Source organism: Microbacterium terrae, assembly GCF_017831975.1.
In the GTDB taxonomy this organism is placed as follows: domain Bacteria; phylum Actinomycetota; class Actinomycetes; order Actinomycetales; family Microbacteriaceae; genus Microbacterium; species Microbacterium terrae.
The window spans coordinates 2,098,983-2,119,511 of sequence record NZ_JAFDSS010000001.1; the positions used below are offsets into that span (position 1 = coordinate 2,098,983).

The 20,529-nt window shown below is 72.1% G+C and carries 17 protein-coding genes; 8 read left to right on the forward strand and 9 right to left on the reverse strand.

Annotation, left to right across the window (positions count from 1 at the left end; all coding sequences use genetic code 11):
* Window positions 1-5: 5 nt before the first annotated feature.
* Window positions 6-1,703, reverse strand: a complete 1,698-nt coding sequence (locus JOD63_RS09740; protein ID WP_045275294.1) for a SulP family inorganic anion transporter — start codon at window positions 1,701-1,703, stop codon at window positions 6-8.
* A gap of 230 nt (window positions 1,704-1,933) precedes the next feature.
* Between JOD63_RS09740 and JOD63_RS09745 the strand changes: the two genes are divergently transcribed.
* Window positions 1,934-3,292: a coiled-coil domain-containing protein gene (locus JOD63_RS09745; RefSeq protein WP_211088091.1), complete on the forward strand. Its 1,359-nt coding sequence runs from the start codon at window positions 1,934-1,936 to the stop codon at window positions 3,290-3,292.
* A gap of 68 nt (window positions 3,293-3,360) precedes the next feature.
* Here the strand turns inward: JOD63_RS09745 and hpf are convergent, their stop codons facing one another.
* From hpf to mtrA, 5 genes are all read right to left on the reverse strand, one after another.
* On the reverse strand, window positions 3,361-4,020 hold the full coding sequence (hpf, locus tag JOD63_RS09750; RefSeq protein WP_045275292.1) for a ribosome hibernation-promoting factor, HPF/YfiA family: 660 nt from the start codon (window positions 4,018-4,020) through the stop codon (window positions 3,361-3,363).
* Window positions 4,021-4,109: 89 nt separating this feature from the next.
* Complete coding sequence (locus JOD63_RS09755; RefSeq protein ID WP_045275291.1) at window positions 4,110-4,802, reverse strand: ComF family protein; 693 nt, start codon at window positions 4,800-4,802, stop codon at window positions 4,110-4,112.
* Between the two features lie 94 nt (window positions 4,803-4,896).
* Window positions 4,897-6,588 (reverse strand): LpqB family beta-propeller domain-containing protein, encoded by a 1,692-nt coding sequence (locus JOD63_RS09760; protein WP_045275313.1) that lies wholly within the window; start codon window positions 6,586-6,588, stop codon window positions 4,897-4,899.
* A 5-nt stretch (window positions 6,589-6,593) separates the two neighbouring features.
* Entirely contained in the window at window positions 6,594-8,333 is a 1,740-nt protein-coding gene (gene mtrB / locus JOD63_RS09765; RefSeq protein WP_045275312.1) for an MtrAB system histidine kinase MtrB, read from the reverse strand.
* Window positions 8,334-8,340: 7 nt separating this feature from the next.
* Window positions 8,341-9,021, reverse strand: coding sequence for an MtrAB system response regulator MtrA (gene mtrA, locus JOD63_RS09770; protein ID WP_045275290.1), 681 nt, complete (start codon window positions 9,019-9,021; stop codon window positions 8,341-8,343).
* Window positions 9,022-9,232: 211 nt separating this feature from the next.
* On the opposite strand from mtrA, the gene JOD63_RS09775 reads away from it, so the two are divergent.
* From JOD63_RS09775 to aqpZ, 6 genes are all read left to right on the forward strand, one after another.
* Window positions 9,233-10,636: a glycerophosphoryl diester phosphodiesterase membrane domain-containing protein gene (locus tag JOD63_RS09775; protein ID WP_045275289.1), complete on the forward strand. Its 1,404-nt coding sequence runs from the start codon at window positions 9,233-9,235 to the stop codon at window positions 10,634-10,636.
* The gene (locus tag JOD63_RS18225; RefSeq protein ID WP_052682478.1) at window positions 10,633-11,301 is read left to right on the forward strand and encodes a DUF4129 domain-containing protein; all 669 of its coding nucleotides are present in this window, start codon (window positions 10,633-10,635) and stop codon (window positions 11,299-11,301) included. Before JOD63_RS09775 ends, JOD63_RS18225 begins: the two co-directional genes overlap by 4 nt.
* Window positions 11,298-12,458 carry a DUF4350 domain-containing protein gene (locus JOD63_RS09785; protein WP_045275288.1) on the forward strand — a complete coding sequence of 387 codons (1,161 nt, stop codon included), beginning with the start codon at window positions 11,298-11,300 and terminating at the stop codon, window positions 12,456-12,458. Before JOD63_RS18225 ends, JOD63_RS09785 begins: the two co-directional genes overlap by 4 nt.
* Before the next feature lie 86 nt (window positions 12,459-12,544).
* Entirely contained in the window at window positions 12,545-13,474 is a 930-nt protein-coding gene (locus JOD63_RS09790; RefSeq protein ID WP_045275310.1) for an AAA family ATPase, read from the forward strand.
* Window positions 13,474-14,775, forward strand: coding sequence for a DUF58 domain-containing protein (locus JOD63_RS09795; protein ID WP_045275287.1), 1,302 nt, complete (start codon window positions 13,474-13,476; stop codon window positions 14,773-14,775). Before JOD63_RS09790 ends, JOD63_RS09795 begins: the two co-directional genes overlap by 1 nt.
* A 122-nt stretch (window positions 14,776-14,897) precedes the next feature.
* Window positions 14,898-15,686 carry an aquaporin Z gene (gene aqpZ, locus JOD63_RS09800; protein WP_045275286.1) on the forward strand — a complete coding sequence of 263 codons (789 nt, stop codon included), beginning with the start codon at window positions 14,898-14,900 and terminating at the stop codon, window positions 15,684-15,686.
* A 70-nt stretch (window positions 15,687-15,756) separates the two neighbouring features.
* On the opposite strand, the gene katG is transcribed toward aqpZ, so the two are convergent.
* From katG to JOD63_RS09815, 3 genes are all read right to left on the reverse strand, one after another.
* Complete coding sequence (gene katG / locus JOD63_RS09805) at window positions 15,757-18,021, reverse strand: catalase/peroxidase HPI (RefSeq protein ID WP_084613467.1); 2,265 nt, start codon at window positions 18,019-18,021, stop codon at window positions 15,757-15,759.
* Between the two features lie 28 nt (window positions 18,022-18,049).
* The gene (locus JOD63_RS09810; protein ID WP_045275285.1) at window positions 18,050-18,493 is read right to left on the reverse strand and encodes a Fur family transcriptional regulator; all 444 of its coding nucleotides are present in this window, start codon (window positions 18,491-18,493) and stop codon (window positions 18,050-18,052) included.
* Between the two features lie 109 nt (window positions 18,494-18,602).
* A complete protein-coding gene (locus JOD63_RS09815; protein ID WP_045275284.1) occupies window positions 18,603-19,598 on the reverse strand; it encodes a stage II sporulation protein M in 996 nt (331 codons plus the stop codon).
* A 16-nt stretch (window positions 19,599-19,614) separates the two neighbouring features.
* On the opposite strand from JOD63_RS09815, the gene JOD63_RS09820 reads away from it, so the two are divergent.
* A complete protein-coding gene (locus tag JOD63_RS09820) occupies window positions 19,615-20,460 on the forward strand; it encodes an RDD family protein (protein ID WP_045275283.1) in 846 nt (281 codons plus the stop codon).
* The last annotated feature ends 69 nt before the right edge of the window (window positions 20,461-20,529 follow it).

Genomic DNA, 20,529 nt, shown 5'->3' on the forward strand with positions numbered 1-20,529 from the left:
CGCGCCTACGCGGTCGGCGGGGGCTCCTCTCCGGGGAAGGCCCGCACCGCCGCGTCGAGGTCGGAGTAGATGCGGTCGGGAGGGATGCGGGCGCCCAGCCCGTAGCTGTCGAGCGCCGAGAGCACGTCGGTGTCCACCCGCGCGAGGACGAGAGCGATCTGCCGTGCGTCGAGCCAATCGAGGAGCGCGGCGAGGTTCATCCCCGCGGAGTAGTCGACATCGGAGATGCCGGCTCCGTCGAGGATCAGCCACCGCACCCGGTCGGGCGCGGCGTCGACGACCGTCTCCACCTCGTCGGCGAACCGCGTCGCGTTCGCGTAGAACAGGTCGGCGCCGTAGCGGAAGACCACGAGCCCCGGTGCGGTCTGCGCCCCGGGCACGGCCGGGTCGTAGTCGTACCCCTGCTCGCCCCGCACGCGCAGCACGAAGTCGCGCGCGCGGTACTGGCGCTCGACGACGTCGAGCAGCGAGAGCGCGATCGCGAGAACGACTCCCGCGCCGACCCCGACGATGAAGACGGTGAGCGCGGTCGCGAGCGCGATGAGGAACTCGCGCCGGCGGATGCGTGAGATGCGCACGAGCCCGCGGATGTCGATGAGCTCGATGCCGATGACGAACACGACGCCGCCGAGCACCGCCTTCGGCAGATCGGTCAGCAGGTCGGTGAGGAACAGCAGCACCAGCAGGGTCACGACGACGACGGTGAGGTTCGCGACCTGCGTGCGCCCCTTCTGTCCGTCGAGGATCTGGGTCTTCGTCGGCGACCCGTTCACCACGAACGTGCCGCTGATGCCGGCTGCCAGGTTCGCCGCGGCGAGGCCGACGATGTCGCGGTTCACGTCGGCCCGGTCGCCGTGCTTCGCCGCGAAGCTGCGCGACGTCGCGGCGCTCTGGGCGATGATGATGACGAAGCAGGCGAAGGCGGTGGAGAGCACCGCCGGGATGTCGCTCCACCCGACGCCCGCCGGCAGTCCGATCGGCGGCAGGCCGCCCTGGATCGCCCCGACCACCTCGACACCGTAGCCGGAGGCATCCGTCACCGTTGCAAGGGTGAGGAGCCCTACGACCGCGATGATCGCGCCGGGGATCTTCGGCACGAAGAGCTTGAAGGCGTAGATGATCGCGATCGTCGCCGCGCCGTACGCGAGCGTCGGCCACGAGACGGCGCCGAGCGACGTGAGCCACGACCACTGCTGCTCGAACCATCCGCCGGAGCCCTTCGGGACGCCGAGGATGTCGGGGATCTGCCCGGTCGCGACCTGGATGCCGACCCCGGTGAGGAAGCCGATGAGGACGGATGCCGAGAGGAAGTCGCCGATGAAGCCCAGGCGCAGAAGCCGCGCGAGCACGAGCAGCACGCCGCACACCAGCGCGGTGAGACCGCACAGCGCCACCCACTGCGGCGATCCGGGCGTCGCCCCCGAGATGCCCGCGCTGATGAGCCCCGAGGCGAGGATCGCCGCGGTGGCGGAGTCACCGCCGACGACGAGGAGCTTCGACGACCCGAGCAGCGCGAACGCGAGCAGCGGCAGCAGGATCGTGTAGAGGCCGGTGACGATGGGCATCTGCGCGATCGAGGTGTACCCCATCACCTCGGGGATCGCCACGGCGGCGAGCGTGACGCCCGCCAGCACGTCGCGGGCGAGCCACGACGCCTGGTAGCCGCGGAGCGAGACGGGCACGAGGGCTTTCGGCAGTGCCATGGTGGGCGCTCCTCCGGGCTGCGGCGCCCGAGGCCGCCTGGACCCCGGCCACGACCGCGAGCGCACGTGTACGAGATCGTGCGCTCAGTCTGGGGCCTACCCGTGGGTGCGCGCCAGAGGAGCGTGCCCGCGGCTGCATCCGCAGCGCGCACGACGCTGTGGGCGAAACTCCGTGCCCCGCCGTCCACAGCCCACAGCCCGCTCACATCGCGGCCCATAGGATCGATTGCATGGCAGGTTTCTGGGGCAAGCGCAAACGCGAACAAGAAGAACTCGCCGCACAGGACGCCGATCTGGCGCGCCGTGCGAAGACGGCGCTCGTCGCCGCCGACGAGCGCGTGCGCCTCACCTCCGATGAGCTGGTGTTCGCCGATGCCGAACTCGGCAGCGACGCCACGAAAGAGCTGCGCGACGCCGTCGAAGCGGTGCGCACGCACCTGCAGGAGGCCTTCCAGCTGCACCAGCTGAACCACGACGAGATCCCCGACACCCCGCTCGAGCTGCGCACCCGCAACGCCCGCATCGTGCAGCTGTGCGAGTGGGCGGAGGAACTGCTCGACGACCGCACCGAGGCCCTCGCCGAGCGCATCGCCCGCGCGCGCCGCGCACCCGAGATCATCGCGAAGGTGCGGGCGGATGCCGCGCGCCTGCGCACCCACGTGCCGGGTGCCCGCGAGACCGTGCAGCGCCTCGCCGCCCGCTACTCCCCCCATGCTCTCGCGCAGGTGGAGAACAACCCCGCCGAGGCGGAGCAGCTGCTCGGCTTCGCCGAGCACAGCGCATCCGTCGCCGAGCGCCGCCGTGAGGCCGGCCAGCGCGAGCAGGCGAACATGGCGCTCGAGGCCGCGACCGAGGCGGCCCGTCGCGCCGACACGCTCCTCGAAGCGGTCGAGACGTTCGAGGTCGAGGCGCTGCGGGCCGAGTCGACGCTCGCCGCGATCGTCGACGACTCGCGCGAAGATCTGGTCGCCGCGCGAACCGCGCCGCAGGTCCCTGCCGTGACCGCTGCGGTCGCGGCGCTCGACGCCGCGCTGCGCGCCCTGCCGGCAGCCGGGGTGAACACCGACCCGTTCGAGCAGCTCTCGCGCCTGCGCGAGGCGAACAGCGCGCTCGACGCGGCGATCGCGAAGGCGCGGGAGCGCGAGGCACGCCCGATCCCGCCGCTCGAGCACGTCCGCCACGCGATCGACGACGCCGACCGTCAGCTCGCCGTCGCCCGCGACGTGATCGCCGGGCATCGCGGCTGGATCGGAGCCGACGCCCGCACCCGCATCGCCGAGGCCGAGCGCATCCGGGTCGACCTCGACCGCCTCATCGGCACGTCGGCGGCCGCCGCCACGGTCATCGACGAGGACCACCGCGAGCAGGCCTTCGCGATGGCGCGGCGCACCGCCTTCCTCGCGAGCGAGGCGCTGCAGCTCGCCCAGCGCGACATCGACTCGTCCCGGCCGCAGGACGGCTGGGGGCAGCCCGGCTACGGCCAGCAGGGCTACGGCGGCGGCCGCCGCGGCGGCGGCGGGAACGACCTCATGGGCGGCATCCTCGGCGGTCTCGTCATCGGCAGCCTGCTCGACGGCATGTTCGACTGACACCGCGACACGAGAAGACGGATGCCGCGACCTCGAGGCCGCGGCATCCGTCTTCTTCGCTTCTCGCGCTACGAGGCGACAGCCTCGGGCGCCGTCTGCGTCGTCAGTGAGATGACGCCGTAGTCCCAGCCCTTGCGCCGGTAGACGACGCTCGGCTGATCGGTGCGCGCGTCGACGAACAGGAAGAAGTCGTGGCCGACCAGCTCCATGCGGTCGACGGCCTCTTCGACCGACATCCACTCCGCGTCGAACTCCTTCGTGCGGATCACGACGGGGGTGTAGTCGGCTTCGTCCTCGTTGCCGGTGATGATCGGGATCTCTCCGGTCGCGACGGCCCGGATGACGTCGACGGATGCCGGTTGCAGATCGATCCCCTGAATGGAACCGCTTTCCTTCTTGAACTTCGCGCCGCGCGGGTGCTGGCGGGCGTCGACCCGCTTGTCCTTCGCACGACGCAGCTGTTCGCACAGCTTGTCGACCGCGAGGTCGAGCGCGGCGAACTTGTCGCCGTCGGTCGCCTCGGCCCGGACGATCGGGCCCTTGCCGTTGAGCGTCAGCTCCACCGTGTCGTCCTCGACACGGCCGTTGTGATACGCGCGATGCGTGACCTTGACATCCACGCGTTGCGCGCGCGGGGCGAGGTGTTCGATGCGGGCGGACTTCTCTTCAACGACGGAGCGGAATCGATCTGTGATTCCCACTCCCACGCCGACGATGCTGGTTTCCATCCCCTGACCTCCTTGTTCCGGTCCACCCGGCCAAGGGCGGACCTTCAGTCGCCTTGTCTCCCCCACGGTAGCCCGCGGTTCGGACTCTGTCACCTGTGAGTTTCGAATGCGTCGCTATGCTCCGCTCCTCCTCCTCGGCGGCGCGGTGTGGCGGCCACCGCGGCGATCCCCGCGATCTCCGCTCCCGCCTCGCGCAGCGCGCGGCACGCCTCGGCGAGGGTCGCTCCGGTGGTCACGACGTCGTCGACGACCACCACCCGACGCCCGTGCACGCCGCGCGCACGCAGACTCCCCGCGACGTTGTCGCGTCGCTCGGCGCGCCCGAGGCCGCGCTGGTCGGATGCCTGGCGCACGGGCACCAGCGCGCGGGTCACGCGGAGTCCGGCGCGCCGCGCGATCAGATCGGGGACGCGGAATCCGCGCCTGCGGAACGATGCCCGCGTGGTCGGCACCGGCACGACGAGGACCTCGATTGCCTCCCAGCCGAGGCAGCGACCGACGCCTGCGGCGAGAGCCGGTGCGAGTGCCCGCGCCAGCCCCACTCGTCCGTCCTCCTTCACCGCACGCAGCACGCGCGCCGGCTCGGCGTCGAAGGTCAGTCCCGCCCACGCCGTGCCGGCGCCACCGGGCAGCAGCACCGGCACCGGCGCCGGGTCGAGTGCTGCGCGGCAGGCGTCGCACAGCGCGGTGTCGGGCTCCCCGCATCCTGCGCAGTCCACCGCGACGATGTACGCGAGCGCGTCGAAGAGGGTCTCGCGCACGATCGATGCCGCATCATCCATGACGCCACGGTGCCGCGTCGCGACGAGCCTGCACGCCGACGAGGCTGCCACAGGGGACGACGGCTCCGCGGCGCTGTCTGGGGAGGAGCGGCCGCTACTGTCCGGCGCCCTGCTCCGGAGAGCCCTGCTGCGTCGCGAGCGTGTCGACGTCCGTCGCGGTCTGCTCCCACGTCGTCGACCGCTTCACGAAGAGCACGCCGTCGTCGTCGAGCAGGCGCACCGAGGCCACCGAGGTCGACCCCGCGATCTGCACCATCACCCCGGCTGCGGCAGTCGTGCTCGACGGGCCTCCGACGACCTGCTCGAGTACGGTCGAGCCGTCCTCCGCGCGTGTGAGCGCGCCCACGGTTACGTCGTCGAGCCAGGCGAGCCCGACCGGCGCACCGCCGGCGACGCCGAGTTCGATCGGATCGCCCAGGCGCACCGGAACCCCCGCCTCGTCACGCTCGATCCCCGCGGCCCAGACGGCGACGCGTCCGGCGGTCGACACGAGAGCGGCGATCCGCGACCCGTCGCGCGAGACGGCCATCGCGACGACGGTGCCCGCACCGGGCCAGGCTCCTGCCACCTCGATGCGCTGACCCTCGAGCGTGAAGGCGACCACGTCGGACGGGTGGTCTCGCGGCACGCTCCACACCGTGCCGGCGGGGTCGATGGACGGGTCGATCAGGGCGGGTCGCTCGTCGAGGACCACTGCGCCACCGCTCTCGGCGTCGAGGCGCACCACGTGTCCGTCAGCGAGGAGCGCGGTCGCGTAGTCGCGCTCGGCACCGACCTGCACGGCCACGGCGTCGACCGCGCCGACCGCCTGCGAGAGCCCCGGGATCGGCTCGATCGTGTCGCCGGTGAGGAACCCGAAGCCCTCGGCGTTCTGCACGAGCGGAACGCCGGCGACGCGGGTCGAGCGGGTGTCGACGACGGAGGCCGCCACCGGTGCCGAGTCGACCTCCATCTCGACCGAGGTCACCCCGGTCGTGGCCAGGCTCGCCTCGAGCTGGGTGAGCATGCGGTCGAGCGTGTCGGCGTCGAGCGAGAGTGCGGCCCCACTGAGCTCCACCTCGGCGGTGGATCCGGCGGTCGTCGGCACCGCCGGCACTGCCGACACCGAGTCGGGGAAGAACGAGTAGACGGATGCCGCGAGCCAGTCGCTCGGCTCCTGGTTCACGAGGGCGTCGGTCACCCGGCTCGCCGCGTTCTCGACCGGGAACCAGCGCACGTCCGGCACGAGGTACTGCCACGACTGGTCGAAGTAGAACACCGCGTAGCGGTGGAACACACTGGGGAAGAAGTCGCGGCTGAGCACGATCCCGTCGGGCGCCTCGGTGATCCGCCACTCGCCGTCGGATTGCCGCGCGAGCTCGAACGAGAGCGTCCGGGTGCCGGCCTCGACACGCTGATAGGTCCCGCGCGCGTCGACCGTCGCTGTGGCGATCAGCGACATGTCGACGTGACCCTCCTGCGCGGCCGTGGTCACCCGATCGCCCGACATGTCGACGATGACGCCGGCCTGCGGGTTCCACTCCGTGTCGGGGGCGAGGAACTCGCGCGCACGGTCCCACTGTCCGTTGCCCCCCGGGCCGGTGCCGGCCCGGATGAACCCCTCCACGATCTGCTCGGGCGAGGCGCCGGGCTGCGGTCGGTCGGGGATGAAGACGTACTCCGGCTGCGACGACGTCTCGCCCGGGGCGAGGCCCGGGTTCACCGGGCTGCTCGAGGGGAGCCCGGCGCACGCGGCGAGGCAGGCTGCGGCCGCCGCGGCGAGAGCGAGGGCGGCGACGCGGCGCATCCGGATCACGATGTCTCTCCTCTGCGCGCGCGGTCGCCGTCGACGAGGCGGAGATCCTCGACGCCGTCGAGCTCGCCCACGTCGAGCACGTCGATCGGCTGGGTGAGGCCGAGGTCGTCCATCCCCGGCGTCGCCTCGTCGCCGGGATCGATCGCCAGCGGGCTGCGCCCGACGGGCGATCCCGGCTGACGCGGGAGCGTGAGCACGAAGTTGGTGCCACGACCGAGTTCCGACCACACCGCGAGCTCGCCGCCGTGCAGGCGCGCATCGCCGATCGCGATCGAGAGACCGAGGCCGGTGCCGCCGATCGTGCGCTTGCGCGACGGGTCGGCGCGCCAGAACCGGTCGAAGACGCGTCCGACGTCTTCGGCCCGCATCCCGAGCCCGTAGTCGCGCACGCCGAGGGCGACGGCGTCGTGATCCGAGTCGACCGTGACCACGATCGGCCGGGCCTCGCCGTGCTCGATCGCGTTGCCGATGAGGTTGCGCACGATGCGCCGCACCCGCCGAGGGTCCATGTCGACCGGCGAGTAGCCGCCGGGCGCGACGAGGCGCACGTCGCTCCCGTGCTGCTCGGCGAGCTGATGCATCGAGCCGATGACGTCTTCCGCGAGGTGCGCGAGGCTCGTGGGCTCGAGCTCCAGCTGAACCGAGCCCGCGTCGTACCGGCTGATCTCGAGCAGGTCGGTCAGCAGGGTCTCGAAGCGCTGCACCTGGGCGTTGAGGAGCTCGGCGGCCCGCGCGGTCGACGGGTCGAAGGCATCGCGCTGGTCGTTGATCATGTCGGCGGCGAGGCGGATCGTCGTCATGGGCGTGCGGAGCTCGTGCGACACGTCGCTGACGAATCGCTGCTGCACGAGCGAGAGGTCGGCGAGCTCCTTGATCTGCGATTCGATGCTGTCGGCCATGGCGTTGAACGACCGCCCCAGGGTGGCGAGCTCGTCCTCGCCGCGCACGTCGAGCCGCACCCCCAGCTCGCCCGCGGCGAGCTTCGCGCTGGTGTCGGCGGCCTCCGAGATCGGGCCCGTGACCGAACGCAGCACGAACCACGCGATCGCGCTGATGAGCAGCACGAGTCCGATGCCGGCGAACCAGAGCGTGCCCTGCACGAAGCGGAGGGTCTGCGAGGCGTCTGCGAGGTCGTACGCGAAGTACAGCTCGTACGGGCCGACCTCGGGCACGTCGAGCTGCTGGCCGACGATGATGCCCGGGATGTCGGATCCGTCGTCGGTGGGGAGCGCGACGGACTGCCACCACTGCTGATCGGCGCCGTCCTCGAGCTGCACGCGATCGCGCAGGCCGGCGCTGATGAGCGCCTCGGCGCGCGTGTCGCTCGCGAAGTTCTGTGGGGCGATCGGGGTCTGCGGCCCGATGCGGAACGCCGCGTACATGTCGGCGCCCGACTGGCGCGAGAGCGTGCCCTGCACGCTCGTCATGAGGTTCTGCAGCTGCACCGCGTCACCCTGCACCGTGGCGCTGTCGAGCGTCGCCTGCGCGGTCGTCGTCGCGCGCTGCGCATCGGCGAGCGCCTGCTGCAGGCGGGAGTCGAACAGGTCGTCGCGGATGAGCAGCGCCATGACCACGCAGGCGACCGTCACCGCGAGCGCGGTGAGCGCGAGGGTGACCAGGAGCGTGCGGAACCGCAGTGAGCGCCGCCACAGGCTCGACAGGGTCTCCGGCCACGAGCGCCAGTCCCGCCATCCGGCGGATCCGGATGCCGCGACCCGCGCAGTCGCGGTCGTCACCGCCACCTCACACCACGGCGCCGGCGCGGTATCCGACGCCGCGCACCGTCGTGACGATCTTCGGGTTGTCGGGGTCCTGCTCGATCTTCGCCCGCAGCCGCTGGACGTGCACGTTCACCAGGCGCGTGTCGGCCTTGTAGTGGTATCCCCACACCTGCTCGAGCAGCATCTCTCGCGAGAAAACCTGCTGCGGCTTCGACGCGAGGGCGACGAGCAGCTCGAACTCGAGCGGGGTGAGTGCGATCGGTCCGTCGCCGCGGCGCACCTCGTGCGCGGCGACGTCGACCGTGAGGTCGCCGATGCGCAGCGATTCGCCGGCCTGCTGACCGCCGGGGCGCAGACGGGTGCGGATGCGCGCGACGAGCTCCTTCGGGTTGAAGGGCTTGACGATGTAGTCATCGGCACCCGACTCGAGTCCCTTGACGACGTCGGCGGTGTCGGTGCGCGCGGTGAGCATGATGATCGGCACGCCCGACTCGGCGCGGACGCGGGTGCAGATCTCGATGCCGTCCATGCCCGGGAGCATGAGGTCGAGGAGGATGAGGTCGGGTCGCTCGGTGCGCCAGGCGTCGACGGCCTTGGCGCCGTCGGCGCAGAATGCGGTGTCGAACCCCTCCGTGCGCAGCACGATGCCGATCATCTCGGCGAGGGCGGTGTCATCGTCGACCACCAGGATGCGTGAAGTCATTTCGCGCGTTCGTCCTTCTGTCCGTCACGGCACGAGAACAGCGGGCGGTCCCCATGCGCTCCCCCAGAGTAGTCGACACGGCCTGTGGGACGGCCGAAGGCGCGGTGGGGATCCACCGAACGCGGGCGCGCGCCACTTCGCCGTTGTGACACGATGAGAGGACCCGCGCGAGGCCCGCTCGGGTTCGTCGCGACCCGGAGGGGGACGGCACGTGACCGCATACCCGGCGTGGACGCCGGCATCTCGCCCGGGCATCATCCCGCTGCATCCGCTGTCGTTCGGCACGATCCTCGGTCGGTCGTTCGCCGCGCTGCGGCAGAACCCGAAGGTGCTGCTCGGCTTCGCCATGGTCGTGCAGACCGTGGCCTACCTGGTCGTCATCGGCCTGGTCGCCGCGATCGCGGGCGTGTCGTTCTCACGACTCGACACGGTCGCGCCGGGCACCGAGGAGTTCGAGACGATCATGGCGGGGTCGATCGCGATCACCGCGATCGCCGGCCTCGTGCTCGGGCTCGCGGCGGGCGTGCTCGGCGTCATCGTGCAGGGCATCGTCGTCATCGAGGTGACCCATGCCGCGGTCGCCGAGAAGCTCGCCCTCGGCGCACTCTGGCGGCAGCTGCGCCCCGCGGTGTGGCGTCTGATCGGCTACACGGCCCTCCTGGTCGGCGCCCTGCTCGCCGCGATCGCGCTGCTGACCCTGGGGCTCGTCGCAATCGGCCTGGCCGCGCTCCCCGTCGCGATCGGGCTGACCGTGCTCGTCATCCTGGGCGCCATCCCGCTGGTGTGGTGGCTGACCATCAAGCTGCTCCTCGCGCCGGCGGCCATCATCATCGAGCGCGCGACGATCACCGGCGCCATCGCGCGGTCGTGGACCCTGACACGCGGGCGCTTCTGGCCGGCGCTCGGGGTGATCCTGCTGATCTCGCTGGTGTTCGGCGCGGTCGCACAGGTCGTCAGCCTTCCGATGTCGTTCCTGTCGGCCGGCCTCGGCACGATCATCGCGCCGACGGGTGAGCCCACGACCACCGAGATCATCGGACTCGTGGTCGGTCTCCTCGCGACACAGGCGATCACGCTGCTGCTGCAGGCCGTGCTCCTGGTCGTGCAGTCGTCGGCGACCGCCCTCATCTACATCGACGCGCGGATGCGCCGCGAAGGGCTCGATCTCGATCTGCTCGCGTACGTCGAGCGTCGCGATGCGGGCTCGACCGGGCTCGCCGACCCGTTCGTGCAGAACATCGGCCGCGTGGTCGCGCCCCGCGCCGCCGCCGTGTACGCCGCTCCCGGCTACACGCCCGCCGGCCCTCCTCCGCCCGGGTACCCCGCGGCGAGCTACGGGCCGCCCCCCGCGGGCTCCTCCGCGCCTCAGCCGGGTTACGGGGTTCCGGCGGGCTACGCCGTGCCGCCTCAGCCGGGCTACACGGCAGCGCCTCCTCCCGGGTACGCAGCAGCCCCTCCTCCCGGCTACGCACCTGCACCTCTGTCCGGCTACGCAGCTGCACCTGAGCACACCGCCGCGGCCCCCGTTCCTGCTGCCGACTCCGTCGAGCCCGCGCCGACGATCTGGGCGGCGCCCGGTTCCTCCGGCGCCGACAGCGCAGGCCCGACGGCGTGATCCCGACGATCGGCCGGCACCTCGTCGAGGCCGCTCCCCTCATCCCCGACCGCGACGAGGCGCGCGAGTGGGCCGAGCGCGAGCTCTCCGATCCCGTCTATCAAGCCGCCGAGCCGACGCCGGTCGATCGCATCGCCCGGGCCGTCGGCGAGTTCTTCGTCAACCTCTTCAACCCCGATCTCTCCGGCGGATGGGGGCCGGCGTTCGCCCTCGTCGCCGCCGTCGTCGTCGTCATCGTCGTCGTCGCGGCCTTCCTCGTCTGGGGCGTCCCCCGCGCGAGCGGGCGCGCCGCAGCGCGGACCGGCGAGCTGTTCGGAGAACCCGAGGGGCGCTCGGCCACCGAGCTGCGCCGAGCCGCCGAGGCCCACGCAGGACGGGGCGAATGGGAGCAGGCGATCATCGTGCGCGTCCGGGCGATCGCCCGCAGCTGCGTCGAACGCGGCGTCGTCGACACGCCTCCGGGCGCGACGGTGCACGCCTTCGCCCGCGCCGCCGGACGCGTGTTCCCCGACTCGGCCGACGAGCTCGAGCGCGCCGCGACGGCGTTCGACGATGTGCGCTATCTGCGGCGCCCGGGCTCGGCCGAGCTCTACCGTCGCGTCTCGACCGTCGACGACGCCGTGAGGGACGCCCGCCCCGCGCCGAAGGACGCGGTGCCCGCATGAGCTTCGCCGCGCCACCGACGAAGAGCCGCACCCGCGGCGTCGCCGCATGGATCGGCATCGCCGTGGTGCTCCTCGCGGTCGGCGCCGTCGGCGCGGTGATCACGCAGGCCGCGGAGTGGGCCGAGCGCGGTTCGCTCGATCCCGAATCCGCCGGACCGACCGGAACGCGCGCGCTCGTCGAGGTGCTGCGCGACCACGGCGTCGAGGTGGTCGTCGCGCGCGACCGCGCCGCGGCATCCGCAGCCCTCGCCGGGGGCACCGCGACGCTGGTGCTCCCCGACGCGCCCGCCCTCTCCGACGATGCGATCGAGGCCCTCGCCGCCGACGCCACCGATGTCGTGCTGATCGATCCGCGGGCGCGGACCCTCGACCTCTTCTTCCCGGGTGCCGAGCCCGCCGGGGTCGCCGGGGTCGCCGAGGTCGACCCGGCGTGCGCCGACGACACCGCCGTGCGCGCCGGCGCCGTCGCCCCGGGCGCCGTCTTCCGCCCAGCCGGTGGCGACATCGTGCGCTGCTACCCGTCGGGCGACGCATTCGGGATGCTGGCCGACGACTCCGTCGCCGCACTCGACGCGACTGTCGTCTTCACCAACGAGCATCTCGCGACGGGCGGCAACGCGGCCCTCGCGATCGGTCTGCTCGGCGAGCACCCGCGCGTGGTCTGGTACGTGCCCGGTCTTCTGGACACCGACCTCGAGAACGCCGATCCGTCGCTGGGCGAGCTGACGCCGCCCTGGGTGAGCCCCGTCATCGTGCTGCTCCTCGTCGCGGGCGTCGCGGCTGCGATCCACCGCGGCAGGCGATTCGGCCCGCTCGTCGCCGAGCGGCTCCCGGTCACCGTGCGCGCCGCAGAGACCACCGAGGGGCGTGCGCACCTCTACGCCCGCGCCCGCGATGCCGTGCACGCCGCCGACCAGCTGCGCCTGGGCTCGCTCACCCGCATCGGCGCACTCGTCGGCCTCGGCGCGACGGCGTCGGCCACGGAGATCGCCGACGCTGCCGCCGCCGTGACCGGCAGGGACCGGCGTGTCGTGCGCGGCATCCTCATCGACGACCTGCCCCGCGGCGACGGAGACCTCGTCGCCCTCGCACAGCGCATCCGCCAGCTCGAAGACGCCGTGCGCGCGGCGATCCGCCCGGAAGGACACCCACAGTGACAGAGACCACCCCCGCAGCCGCGGTTCCGTCGACCGCCGAGACCGCCGCGCCGGTGACCGCTGACGACGCGGCGCTGCGTGAGGCGATGAACCGCGTGCGGATCGAGGTCGGCAAGGCCGTCGTCGGGCAGGACGGCACCGTCACCGGCGTGCTCATCGCCCTCCTCGCGCGCGGCCACGTGCTGCTCGAGGGCGTGCCGGGCGTCGCCAAGACGCTGCTCGTGCGCGCGTTCTCCGCCGCGCTCGGGCTCGACACCCGCCGCATCCAGTTCACCCCCGACCTGATGCCCGGAGATGTGTCGGGGTCTCTCGTGTACGACGCCCGCGCGGGCGAGTTCGAGTTCCGCGAGGGTCCGATCTTCACCAACATCGTGCTCGCCGACGAGATCAACCGCACGCCGCCCAAGACGCAGGCAGCGCTCCTCGAGGCGATGGAGGAGCGGCAGGTCTCGACCGACGGTGTCACCCGGCCGCTCCCAGACCCCTTCCTCGTCGCGGCGACGCAGAACCCCGTCGAGCACGAAGGCACCTACACGCTCCCCGAGGCGCAGCTCGACCGCTTCCTCCTCAAGCTCGTCGTCGAGGTGCCCACACGCGACGCCGAGCTCGCCGTGCTCCGCCGCCACGCGAGCGGGTTCGATCCCCGCGATCTCGCAGCCGCAGGCCTGCGCGCCGCGGCCACCGCAGACGAGATCCGGGCGGCGCAGCGGGCCGCGGCATCCGTCGCCGTCTCCGACGACCTGCTCGGCTACGTCGTCGACCTCGCGCAGGCGACCCGCCGGAGCCCGTCCGTTCAGCTGGGCGTGAGCCCCCGCGCCGCGACCGCGCTCCTCGCCGCGGCGAAGGCGTGGGCCTGGCTCGGCGGCTACCCCGCGATCACGCCCGACCACGTGCAGACCATGCTCGTTCCCACGTGGCGCCACCGCATCCGGCTGCGCCCCGATGCGGAGCTCGAAGGCGTGTCGGTCGACGCCGTGCTCGGCTCGGTCGTGCAGCAGACCCCCGTCCCGCTCTGATGCACCTCACCGCCCGCGCAGCACTCCTCGTCGCCGTCGGCGCCGTGCCCGTCGTGCTGCTCGCCGCGGCGGGCGTCGATGCGTGGGCGGCCGCTGCGGGGTGGATCGTGCTGTGCCTGGTGCTCGTGCTCGCCGATGCGATCGCCGCCCCCGATCCGCGCCGTATCGAGGTGTCGCGCGATGTGCCGCGGCGCGCACTGCTCGGTCAGCAGGTGGTGGCCGAGGTGCGGCTGCGCAACACCGGGTCGCGCACCGTGCGCGGGCGCGTCCGCGACGCCTGGCAGCCGACCGCGGGGGCACCGGCGGACCGCATCCGCATCATCGTCCCGCCTGGCGAGAGCCGCAGTATCCGGGTGCCGCTCCTCCCCCGCCGCCGTGGCGAGCTCACCAGCCGGTTCGTCGTCGTCCGCTCCGACGGGCTGTTGCGCCTCGCCGGGCGCCAGGCCCGGCTCGAGAGCCTCGGCGCGCTGCCCGTGCTGCCGCCCTTCACTGCGCGCCGGCACCTTCCGTCGCGCCTCGCGCGCCTGCGCGAACTCGACGGCAGCACCAGCGTGCAGGTGCGCGGACAGGGCACCGAGTTCGACAGCCTCCGCGAGTACGTGCGCGGCGACGACGTGCGCTCCATCGACTGGCGCGCGACGGCCCGGTCGTCCACCACGATGCTGCGCACCTGGCGTCCGGAGCGCGACCGCCATGTCGTGATCGTCATCGACACCGGGCGCACCGCCGCCGCCCGCGTCGGCGACGGGGTGCGGATGGATGCCGCGATCGAGGCCGCGCTGCTGCTCGCCGCGCTCGCCCAGCGCGCCGGCGACCACGTGCACCTGGTGATGTTCGACCGTGCGGTGCGCGCGCGGGTGAGCCGCGTCGACGGACCCGGGCTCCTTCCGGCGCTCGTCGATGCGATGGCGCCGGTCGAGCCGCAGCTCATCGACACCGACTGGGATGCCGCGTTCGCGCAGGTGCGTTCGCTCACGAGCCGTCCGTCGCTCGTCGTGCTGCTCACCGCCCAGGATTCGCCCGACGCCGCCCGCGGGTTCCTCGGATCGCTCGGTGCGCTGACCGCCCGCACGCGGGTGCTCGTCGGCACGGTCACCGACGAGCCCGTCACCTCCCCCGAGCGGCCGGATGCGGCGGACGTGTACCGCCTCGCGGCGGTCGAGCGGGCGACCCGTGACGCGCGGGTGACCGCAGCGGCGATGGCGCGGGCGGGTGCCGAATCGCTGACCGGATCGCCCGACGACCTGCCGCCGCGCATCGCGGACCGCTACCTCGCCCTGAAGGCGGCCGGCCGACTCTGAGGTGGTTCGACGGCCTCCCGCCGTCGGAGTACGTCCGGTGACACTTGGGGCAACATCCGTCGAGCCTGCTGAGAAAGTGCTGAGAACCGCGCTACTCTCACGGCCGAGGAAAGGAGTCCGCCATGACGGATACCACCACCGAGCCCAAGACCTCGACCAAGCTCGTCGCCGAGGCGCTCGGAACGATGCTGCTCGTCTTCGGAGGCGTCGGCACTGCACTGATCGCATCCGCGTTCCCGTACGACGACCCCGCCAACCCGCTCGGTGTCGGCTTCGTGGGCGTCGCGCTCGCGTTCGGCCTCACCGTCGTGGTGGGCGCCTACGCGTGGGGCCCCGTGTCGGGCGGCCACTTCAACCCCGCGATCACGCTGGGCCTCGCCGCCTCCGGCCGGTTCCCCTGGAAGGACACGGTCGCCTACATCGTCGCCCAGCTGATCGGCGGTGTGGTCGCGACGAGCCTCATCGTGCTCATCGGCGTCTACGGTCCGGGCACCTGGCTCGCCGACGCGATGAACGGCGGGTTCGCCTCGAACGGCTTCGGCGACGCCTCGCCCGGCGGCTTCGGCCTGGGCGCCGCGATCGTGGTCGAGGTGCTTCTCACGGCGTTCTTCGTGCTGATCATCCTGGGCGTCACGCACCCCACGCGCGGCAATGCGCTGCTCGCGCCGCTCGCGATCGGCCTGACGCTGACGCTCATCCACCTCATCTCGATCCCGGTCGACAACACGTCGGTGAACCCGGCGCGCTCGATCGCCGCGGCGATCTACGGCGGAACCGAGGCACTGTCGCAGCTGTGGGTCTTCATCGTGTTCCCGATCGTCGGCGGCCTCATCGCCGGCTGGGTGCACCGTGCCCTGCTCGAGAAGACTCCGGCTCCTCCCGCTGAGGAGACGGCGCGCGTCGAGCTCTGAACCCGTCCCGCACGCGGAAGCGGCCCGCCCCCTCGGGGACGGGCCGCTTCTGCGTGCGGGATCTCTCGGATCAGACCAGGTCGAACCGGTCGAGCTCGGTGACCTTGCCCCACGCGCGGGCGAAGTCGCGCACGAACTTCTCGGTCGCGTCGTCGGAGGCGTAGACCTCGGCGACGGCGCGCAGCTCGGAGTTCGACGAGAACACCAGGTCGGTGCGCGTGCCGATGCCGACCTTCTCGCCCGAACCGTCCTTCGCGCCGGCGAACGCGTGCTTGCCCGGGTCGAGCGGACGCCAGGTGGTGCCGAGGTCGAGCAGGTTCACGAAGAAGTCGTTCGTGAGCACACCGGGGCGGTCGGTGAACACGCCGTACTCCGACCCGTCGTAGTTGGCGCCGAGCACCCGGAGGCCGCCGACGAGCACGGTGAGCTCGGGCGCCGACAGGGTGAGCAGGTTGGCCTTGTCGACGAGCAGGTACTCGGCGGGCAGCTCGGCGAGCGGGCCGTAGTAGTTGCGGAAGCCGTCGGCCGCGGGCTCGAGGTACTCGAACGACTCGACGTCGGTCTGCTCCTGCGAGGCGTCGGTGCGGCCCGGGTGGAACGTCACCTCGACCTCGACACCGGCATCCGCTGCCGCCTTCTCGACAGCCGCGTTGCCCGCCAGCACGATGAGATCGGCGAGCGAGACCTGCTTGCCGTCGGCACGGTCGGCGTTGAACTCCGCCTGCACGCCCTCGAGCGCGCCGAGCACCTTGGCGAGCTGGGCGGGGTTGTTGACCGCCCAGTCCTTCTGGGGTGCGAGACGGATGCGGGCGCCGTTGACGCCGCCGCGCTTGTCGCTGCCGCGGAACGACGAGGCCGCCGCCCACGTGGTCGACACGAGCTCGGAGACGGAGAGTCCCGACTCGAGGATCCGCGCCTTGAGCGCCGCAGCGTCGGCGGAGTCGATCAGCTCGTGGTCGACGGCCGGCACGCGGTCCTGCCAGATGAGCTCTTCAGCCGGCACCTCGGGGCCGAGGTAGCGCTCGATCGGGCCCATGTCGCGGTGGGTCAGCTTGAACCACGCGCGGGCGAACGCGTCGGAGAACGCGGCAGGGTCCTCGGCGAACCGCTTCGAGATCTCGCCGTAGGCGGGGTCGAAGCGCAGCGCGAGGTCGGTGGTGAGCATGCGGGGCTCGCGGCGACCGCCCGAGTGGGCGAGCGGCACCATGTCGGCTCCGCCGCCGTTCTTCGGACGCCACTGGTTCGCACCGGCGGGGCTCTGGAACAGCTCCCACTCGTACGCGAACAGGATGTGGAAGAACTCGTTGTCCCAGCGGGTCGGGTGGTAGGTCCAGGTGACCTCGAGTCCCGACGTGATCGAGTCGTCGCCCTTGCCGCTGGCGTACGAGTTCGCCCAGCCGAGACCCTGCTCCTCGATGCCGGCGGCCTCGGGGTTGTCGCCGACGTGCGAGTCGGATGCCGCACCGTGGGTCTTGCCGAAGGTGTGACCACCGGCGATCAGCGCGACAGTCTCCTCGTCGTTCATCGCCATGCGCGAGAACGTCTCGCGGATGTCGCGTGCCGCGAGAAGCGGGTCGGGGTTGCCGTTCGGGCCCTCGGGGTTGACGTAGATGAGACCCATCTGCACCGCGGCGAGCGGCTTCTCGAGGTCGCGGTCGCCCGAGTAGCGCTTGTCGTCGAGCCACGTCGTCTCGGGACCCCAGTACACGTCGTCGTCGGGCTCCCACACGTCGGGGCGGCCGCCCGCGTAGCCGAAGGTGTCGAAGCCCATCGACTCGAGCGCGACGTTGCCGGCGAGGATCATCAGGTCGGCCCACGAGATGGACTGGCCGTACTTCTTCTTCACGGGCCAGAGCAGGCGACGGGCCTTGTCGAGGTTGACGTTGTCGGGCCACGAGTTCAGCGGGGCGAAGCGCTGCTGGCCGGCGCCGCCGCCGCCACGGCCGTCGGTGACGCGGTAGGTGCCCGCCGAGTGCCACGCCATGCGGATCATGAGGGGTCCGTAGTTGCCGAAGTCAGCCGGCCACCAGTCCTGGCTCGTCGTGAGCGTCTCGGCGATGTCGGCCTTGACCGCGGCGAGATCGAGCGCCTCGAACGCCGCCGTGTAGTCGAACTCCTCGCCGAGCGGGTTGGCGACGGCGGGGTTCTTCGCGAGCACCTTGAGGTTCAGCTGGTTCGGCCACCACACCCGGTTCGCCGACCCGGCGGTGGGGTGCGGCTGCGAGGTGTGGACGACGGGGCACCCACCGGCAGGGTTCGGCTCGTCGGTCACCGTGACGGACTGATCGGTGGGGTTCTCTTCGCCGCCGATGCCTGCGGCGTCGTGATCGGTCATGATCTTCCTTCCTGAGGGGGTCTGATGGTCATCGGTCGCGTGCAGCCGAGGCGCACGCGGGGCACAGCCCCCAGAACGTCACCTCGGCCACCTGGACGGTGTAGCCGTGGCTGTCGGAGGGCGTGAGGCAGGGGGCGGGACCGACCGCGCAGTCGACGTCCTCGACGGCGCCGCATCCGGTGCACACCAGGTGGTGGTGGTTGTCGTCGACGCGCAGCTCGAACAGCCCCGGACGGCCCGCCGGCTCGATGCGGCGCACGAGACCGGCGTCGACGAAGTCGGTGAGGGCGTTGTAGACGGACTGCAGGCTCGACTGCGGCACATAGCGACGGGCGAGCTGGAACACCTCGTCGGCGCTCACGTGCGGCTTGGCCCGGAGCGCCTCGACGACCGCGCGTCGGGAGTCGGTGACGCGCAGGCCCGCACCGCGGAGCAGTTCGCTCGCGTCGAGGTGGGGAGGGGCTGTCGTCACCCCTTCAGCCTAGCCTTGTTTTGATCAATTCAAAACAATGGTGTGGCGGTCCAGCGCGCGAAATCTCGGTGAACGGATGCCGCGGTCTGACTCGTGCACCCCCTGCGGATCATCCGGCGACGAGCGTGGGCGTGCCCGCCTCGTACTCGGTGAGGTCGCCCGTCTCGCCGAGCCGCCGCGCTCGCCCTCCGACGACCAGCATGTAGGTCAGGAACAGGCCGAGCGCGACCGCCCCGATGCCGATCTTGATCCACCAGGGCCACGGCTGCGCGGTGACGAACCCCTCGATGAGCCCGGCGACCGCGAGCGCGAGCACGAGACCGATAGCCACCGTCGCCAGTGCCCTCCCCTCCGCGGCGAGCGACTCGCCGCGGCTGCGCGCGCCGGGCGCGACCCACGACCAGAAGATGCGCAGGCCGGCGGCGCCCGCGACGAAGATGCAGGTCAGTTCGAGCAGCCCGTGCGGGAGGATGTACAGCAGGAAGACGTCGCCGCGGTCGAAGGCCAGCATGATCGCAGCGGCCGTGCCGACCCCCACCGCGTTCTGCACGAGCACCATGATCGGCCAGACCCCGGTGATGCCGAACATCACGCACTGCGCGGCGATCCAGGCGTTATTGGTCCACACCGTCCCGGCGAACACGGCTGCCGGGTTCTCGCTGTAGTAGTCGGTGAAGTCGTTCTCGGCGTACTGCTCGAGTCCGGCGCTCGGACCGAGGCTCGCCACGAGCGCCGCGTCGCTCGAGACCCAGAGCGCGACGGTGGTCCCCACCACGATGAAGGCGCCCGCGATCACCAGGGTGATCCAGCGCAGCCGGTGCAGCGCCGCGGGCAGCTGCAGCACGAAGAACCGCGGGATCTGCCGCATCGGGTTCTCGGCGGTGCCCGTCAGCCGAAGTCGGGCCCGCGCGAGCATCGTCGACACATGGTCGCCCTGCGGCGTTCGGCCGGCCGACGTCTTGATGTCGGCGAGATCGGCGGATGCCGCCCGGTAGCGAGCCACGAGCTCGTCGACCTCGGCGCCGGTGAGGCGACGTGCGCGACTGAGCTCGTCGAGCCTCGCCCACTCCGCGCGCCGCGCGGCAGTGAGGGCGTCGAGGTCCATGTGCTTGACTCTACCCATGCCCACCGAAGGATCATCGATCGTCGAGATCCATCAGGACGAGGTGCTCACCGGCGAAGCCGTGGCACTCGACGTGCAGCCGCTGTCGTTCTTCTTGCGCGCGCTCGGTGTGCTCATCGACATGCTCCTCGGCGTCGCCGTGCTCGTGCTGTTCAGCTTCGCCCTGTCGTGGCTCGGCGGCGCGGGCCTCCTCGACGCCGCCGTCGCCCCGATCCTCACGATCGTGGTGGTGGTGACCGTCACCGTGATCCTCCCGACCGCGGTCGAGACCGCCAGCGGCGGCCGCAGCCTCGGCAAGCTCGCGGTCGGCGGGCGCATCGTGCGATCCGACGGCGGCGGCACCGGCTTCCGGCACGCCTTCATCCGCGCGCTGGTGGGCGTGTTCGAACTCTGGTTCACCCTCGGGGCGGTCGCCGCGCTGTGCGGCGCGTTCACCCCGCGCTCGCAGCGCCTCGGCGATCTGCTCGCCGGCACCTACTCCGAGCGCACCCGCACCCCGCGTCTGCCCGATCCGTCGTTCGAGGTGCCCCCGGGCCTCGAGAACTGGGCAGCCGTCGCCGACGTCGCCCGGCTTCCCGACCGCCTCGCCCGTCGCATCGCGCAGTTCCTGGTGTCTGCACCGCGACTCGACCCGGCGGCCCGCCTGCGCTCGGCGGCATCCCTCGCCGGCGAAGCCGCGCCCTTCGTCTCGCCCGCGCCGGCCGTCGACCCCGACACGTTCCTCCGCGGCGTGGCCGCCGTGCGCCGGCAGCGCGAACTCCGTGCGATCTCGCTCGAGACCGACCGTGCCGCGAAGCTGACCGCGCCGGTCGCCGCTCCCCCGCGAGGCTTCCCCACCCGCTGACCCAGCTTCGTCTCCGTGGAATCGACCTTCGGGCGGGCTTCCGACGTCTATTCGACGGAGACCACGTGA

Excerpts from the sequence above, each read along its gene's own strand:
- JOD63_RS09740 (WP_045275294.1), bottom strand. The coding sequence starts at position 1,703 with ATGGCACTGCCGAAAGCCCTCGTGCCCGTCTCGCTCCGCGGCTACCAG.
- JOD63_RS09745 (WP_211088091.1), top strand. The coding sequence starts at position 1,934 with ATGGCAGGTTTCTGGGGCAAGCGCAAACGCGAACAAGAAGAACTCGCC.
- hpf (WP_045275292.1), bottom strand. The coding sequence starts at position 4,020 with ATGGAAACCAGCATCGTCGGCGTGGGAGTGGGAATCACAGATCGATTC.
- JOD63_RS09755 (WP_045275291.1), bottom strand. The coding sequence starts at position 4,802 with ATGGATGATGCGGCATCGATCGTGCGCGAGACCCTCTTCGACGCGCTC.
- JOD63_RS09760 (WP_045275313.1), bottom strand. The coding sequence starts at position 6,588 with ATGCGCCGCGTCGCCGCCCTCGCTCTCGCCGCGGCGGCCGCAGCCTGC.
- mtrA (WP_045275290.1), bottom strand. The coding sequence starts at position 9,021 with ATGACTTCACGCATCCTGGTGGTCGACGATGACACCGCCCTCGCCGAG.
- JOD63_RS09785 (WP_045275288.1), top strand. The coding sequence starts at position 11,298 with ATGAGCTTCGCCGCGCCACCGACGAAGAGCCGCACCCGCGGCGTCGCC.
- JOD63_RS09790 (WP_045275310.1), top strand. The coding sequence starts at position 12,545 with ATGAACCGCGTGCGGATCGAGGTCGGCAAGGCCGTCGTCGGGCAGGAC.
- JOD63_RS09795 (WP_045275287.1), top strand. The coding sequence starts at position 13,474 with ATGCACCTCACCGCCCGCGCAGCACTCCTCGTCGCCGTCGGCGCCGTG.
- aqpZ (WP_045275286.1), top strand. The coding sequence starts at position 14,898 with ATGACGGATACCACCACCGAGCCCAAGACCTCGACCAAGCTCGTCGCC.
- katG (WP_084613467.1), bottom strand. The coding sequence starts at position 18,021 with ATGACCGATCACGACGCCGCAGGCATCGGCGGCGAAGAGAACCCCACC.
- JOD63_RS09815 (WP_045275284.1), bottom strand. The coding sequence starts at position 19,598 with ATGGACCTCGACGCCCTCACTGCCGCGCGGCGCGCGGAGTGGGCGAGG.
- JOD63_RS09820 (WP_045275283.1), top strand. The coding sequence starts at position 19,615 with ATGCCCACCGAAGGATCATCGATCGTCGAGATCCATCAGGACGAGGTG.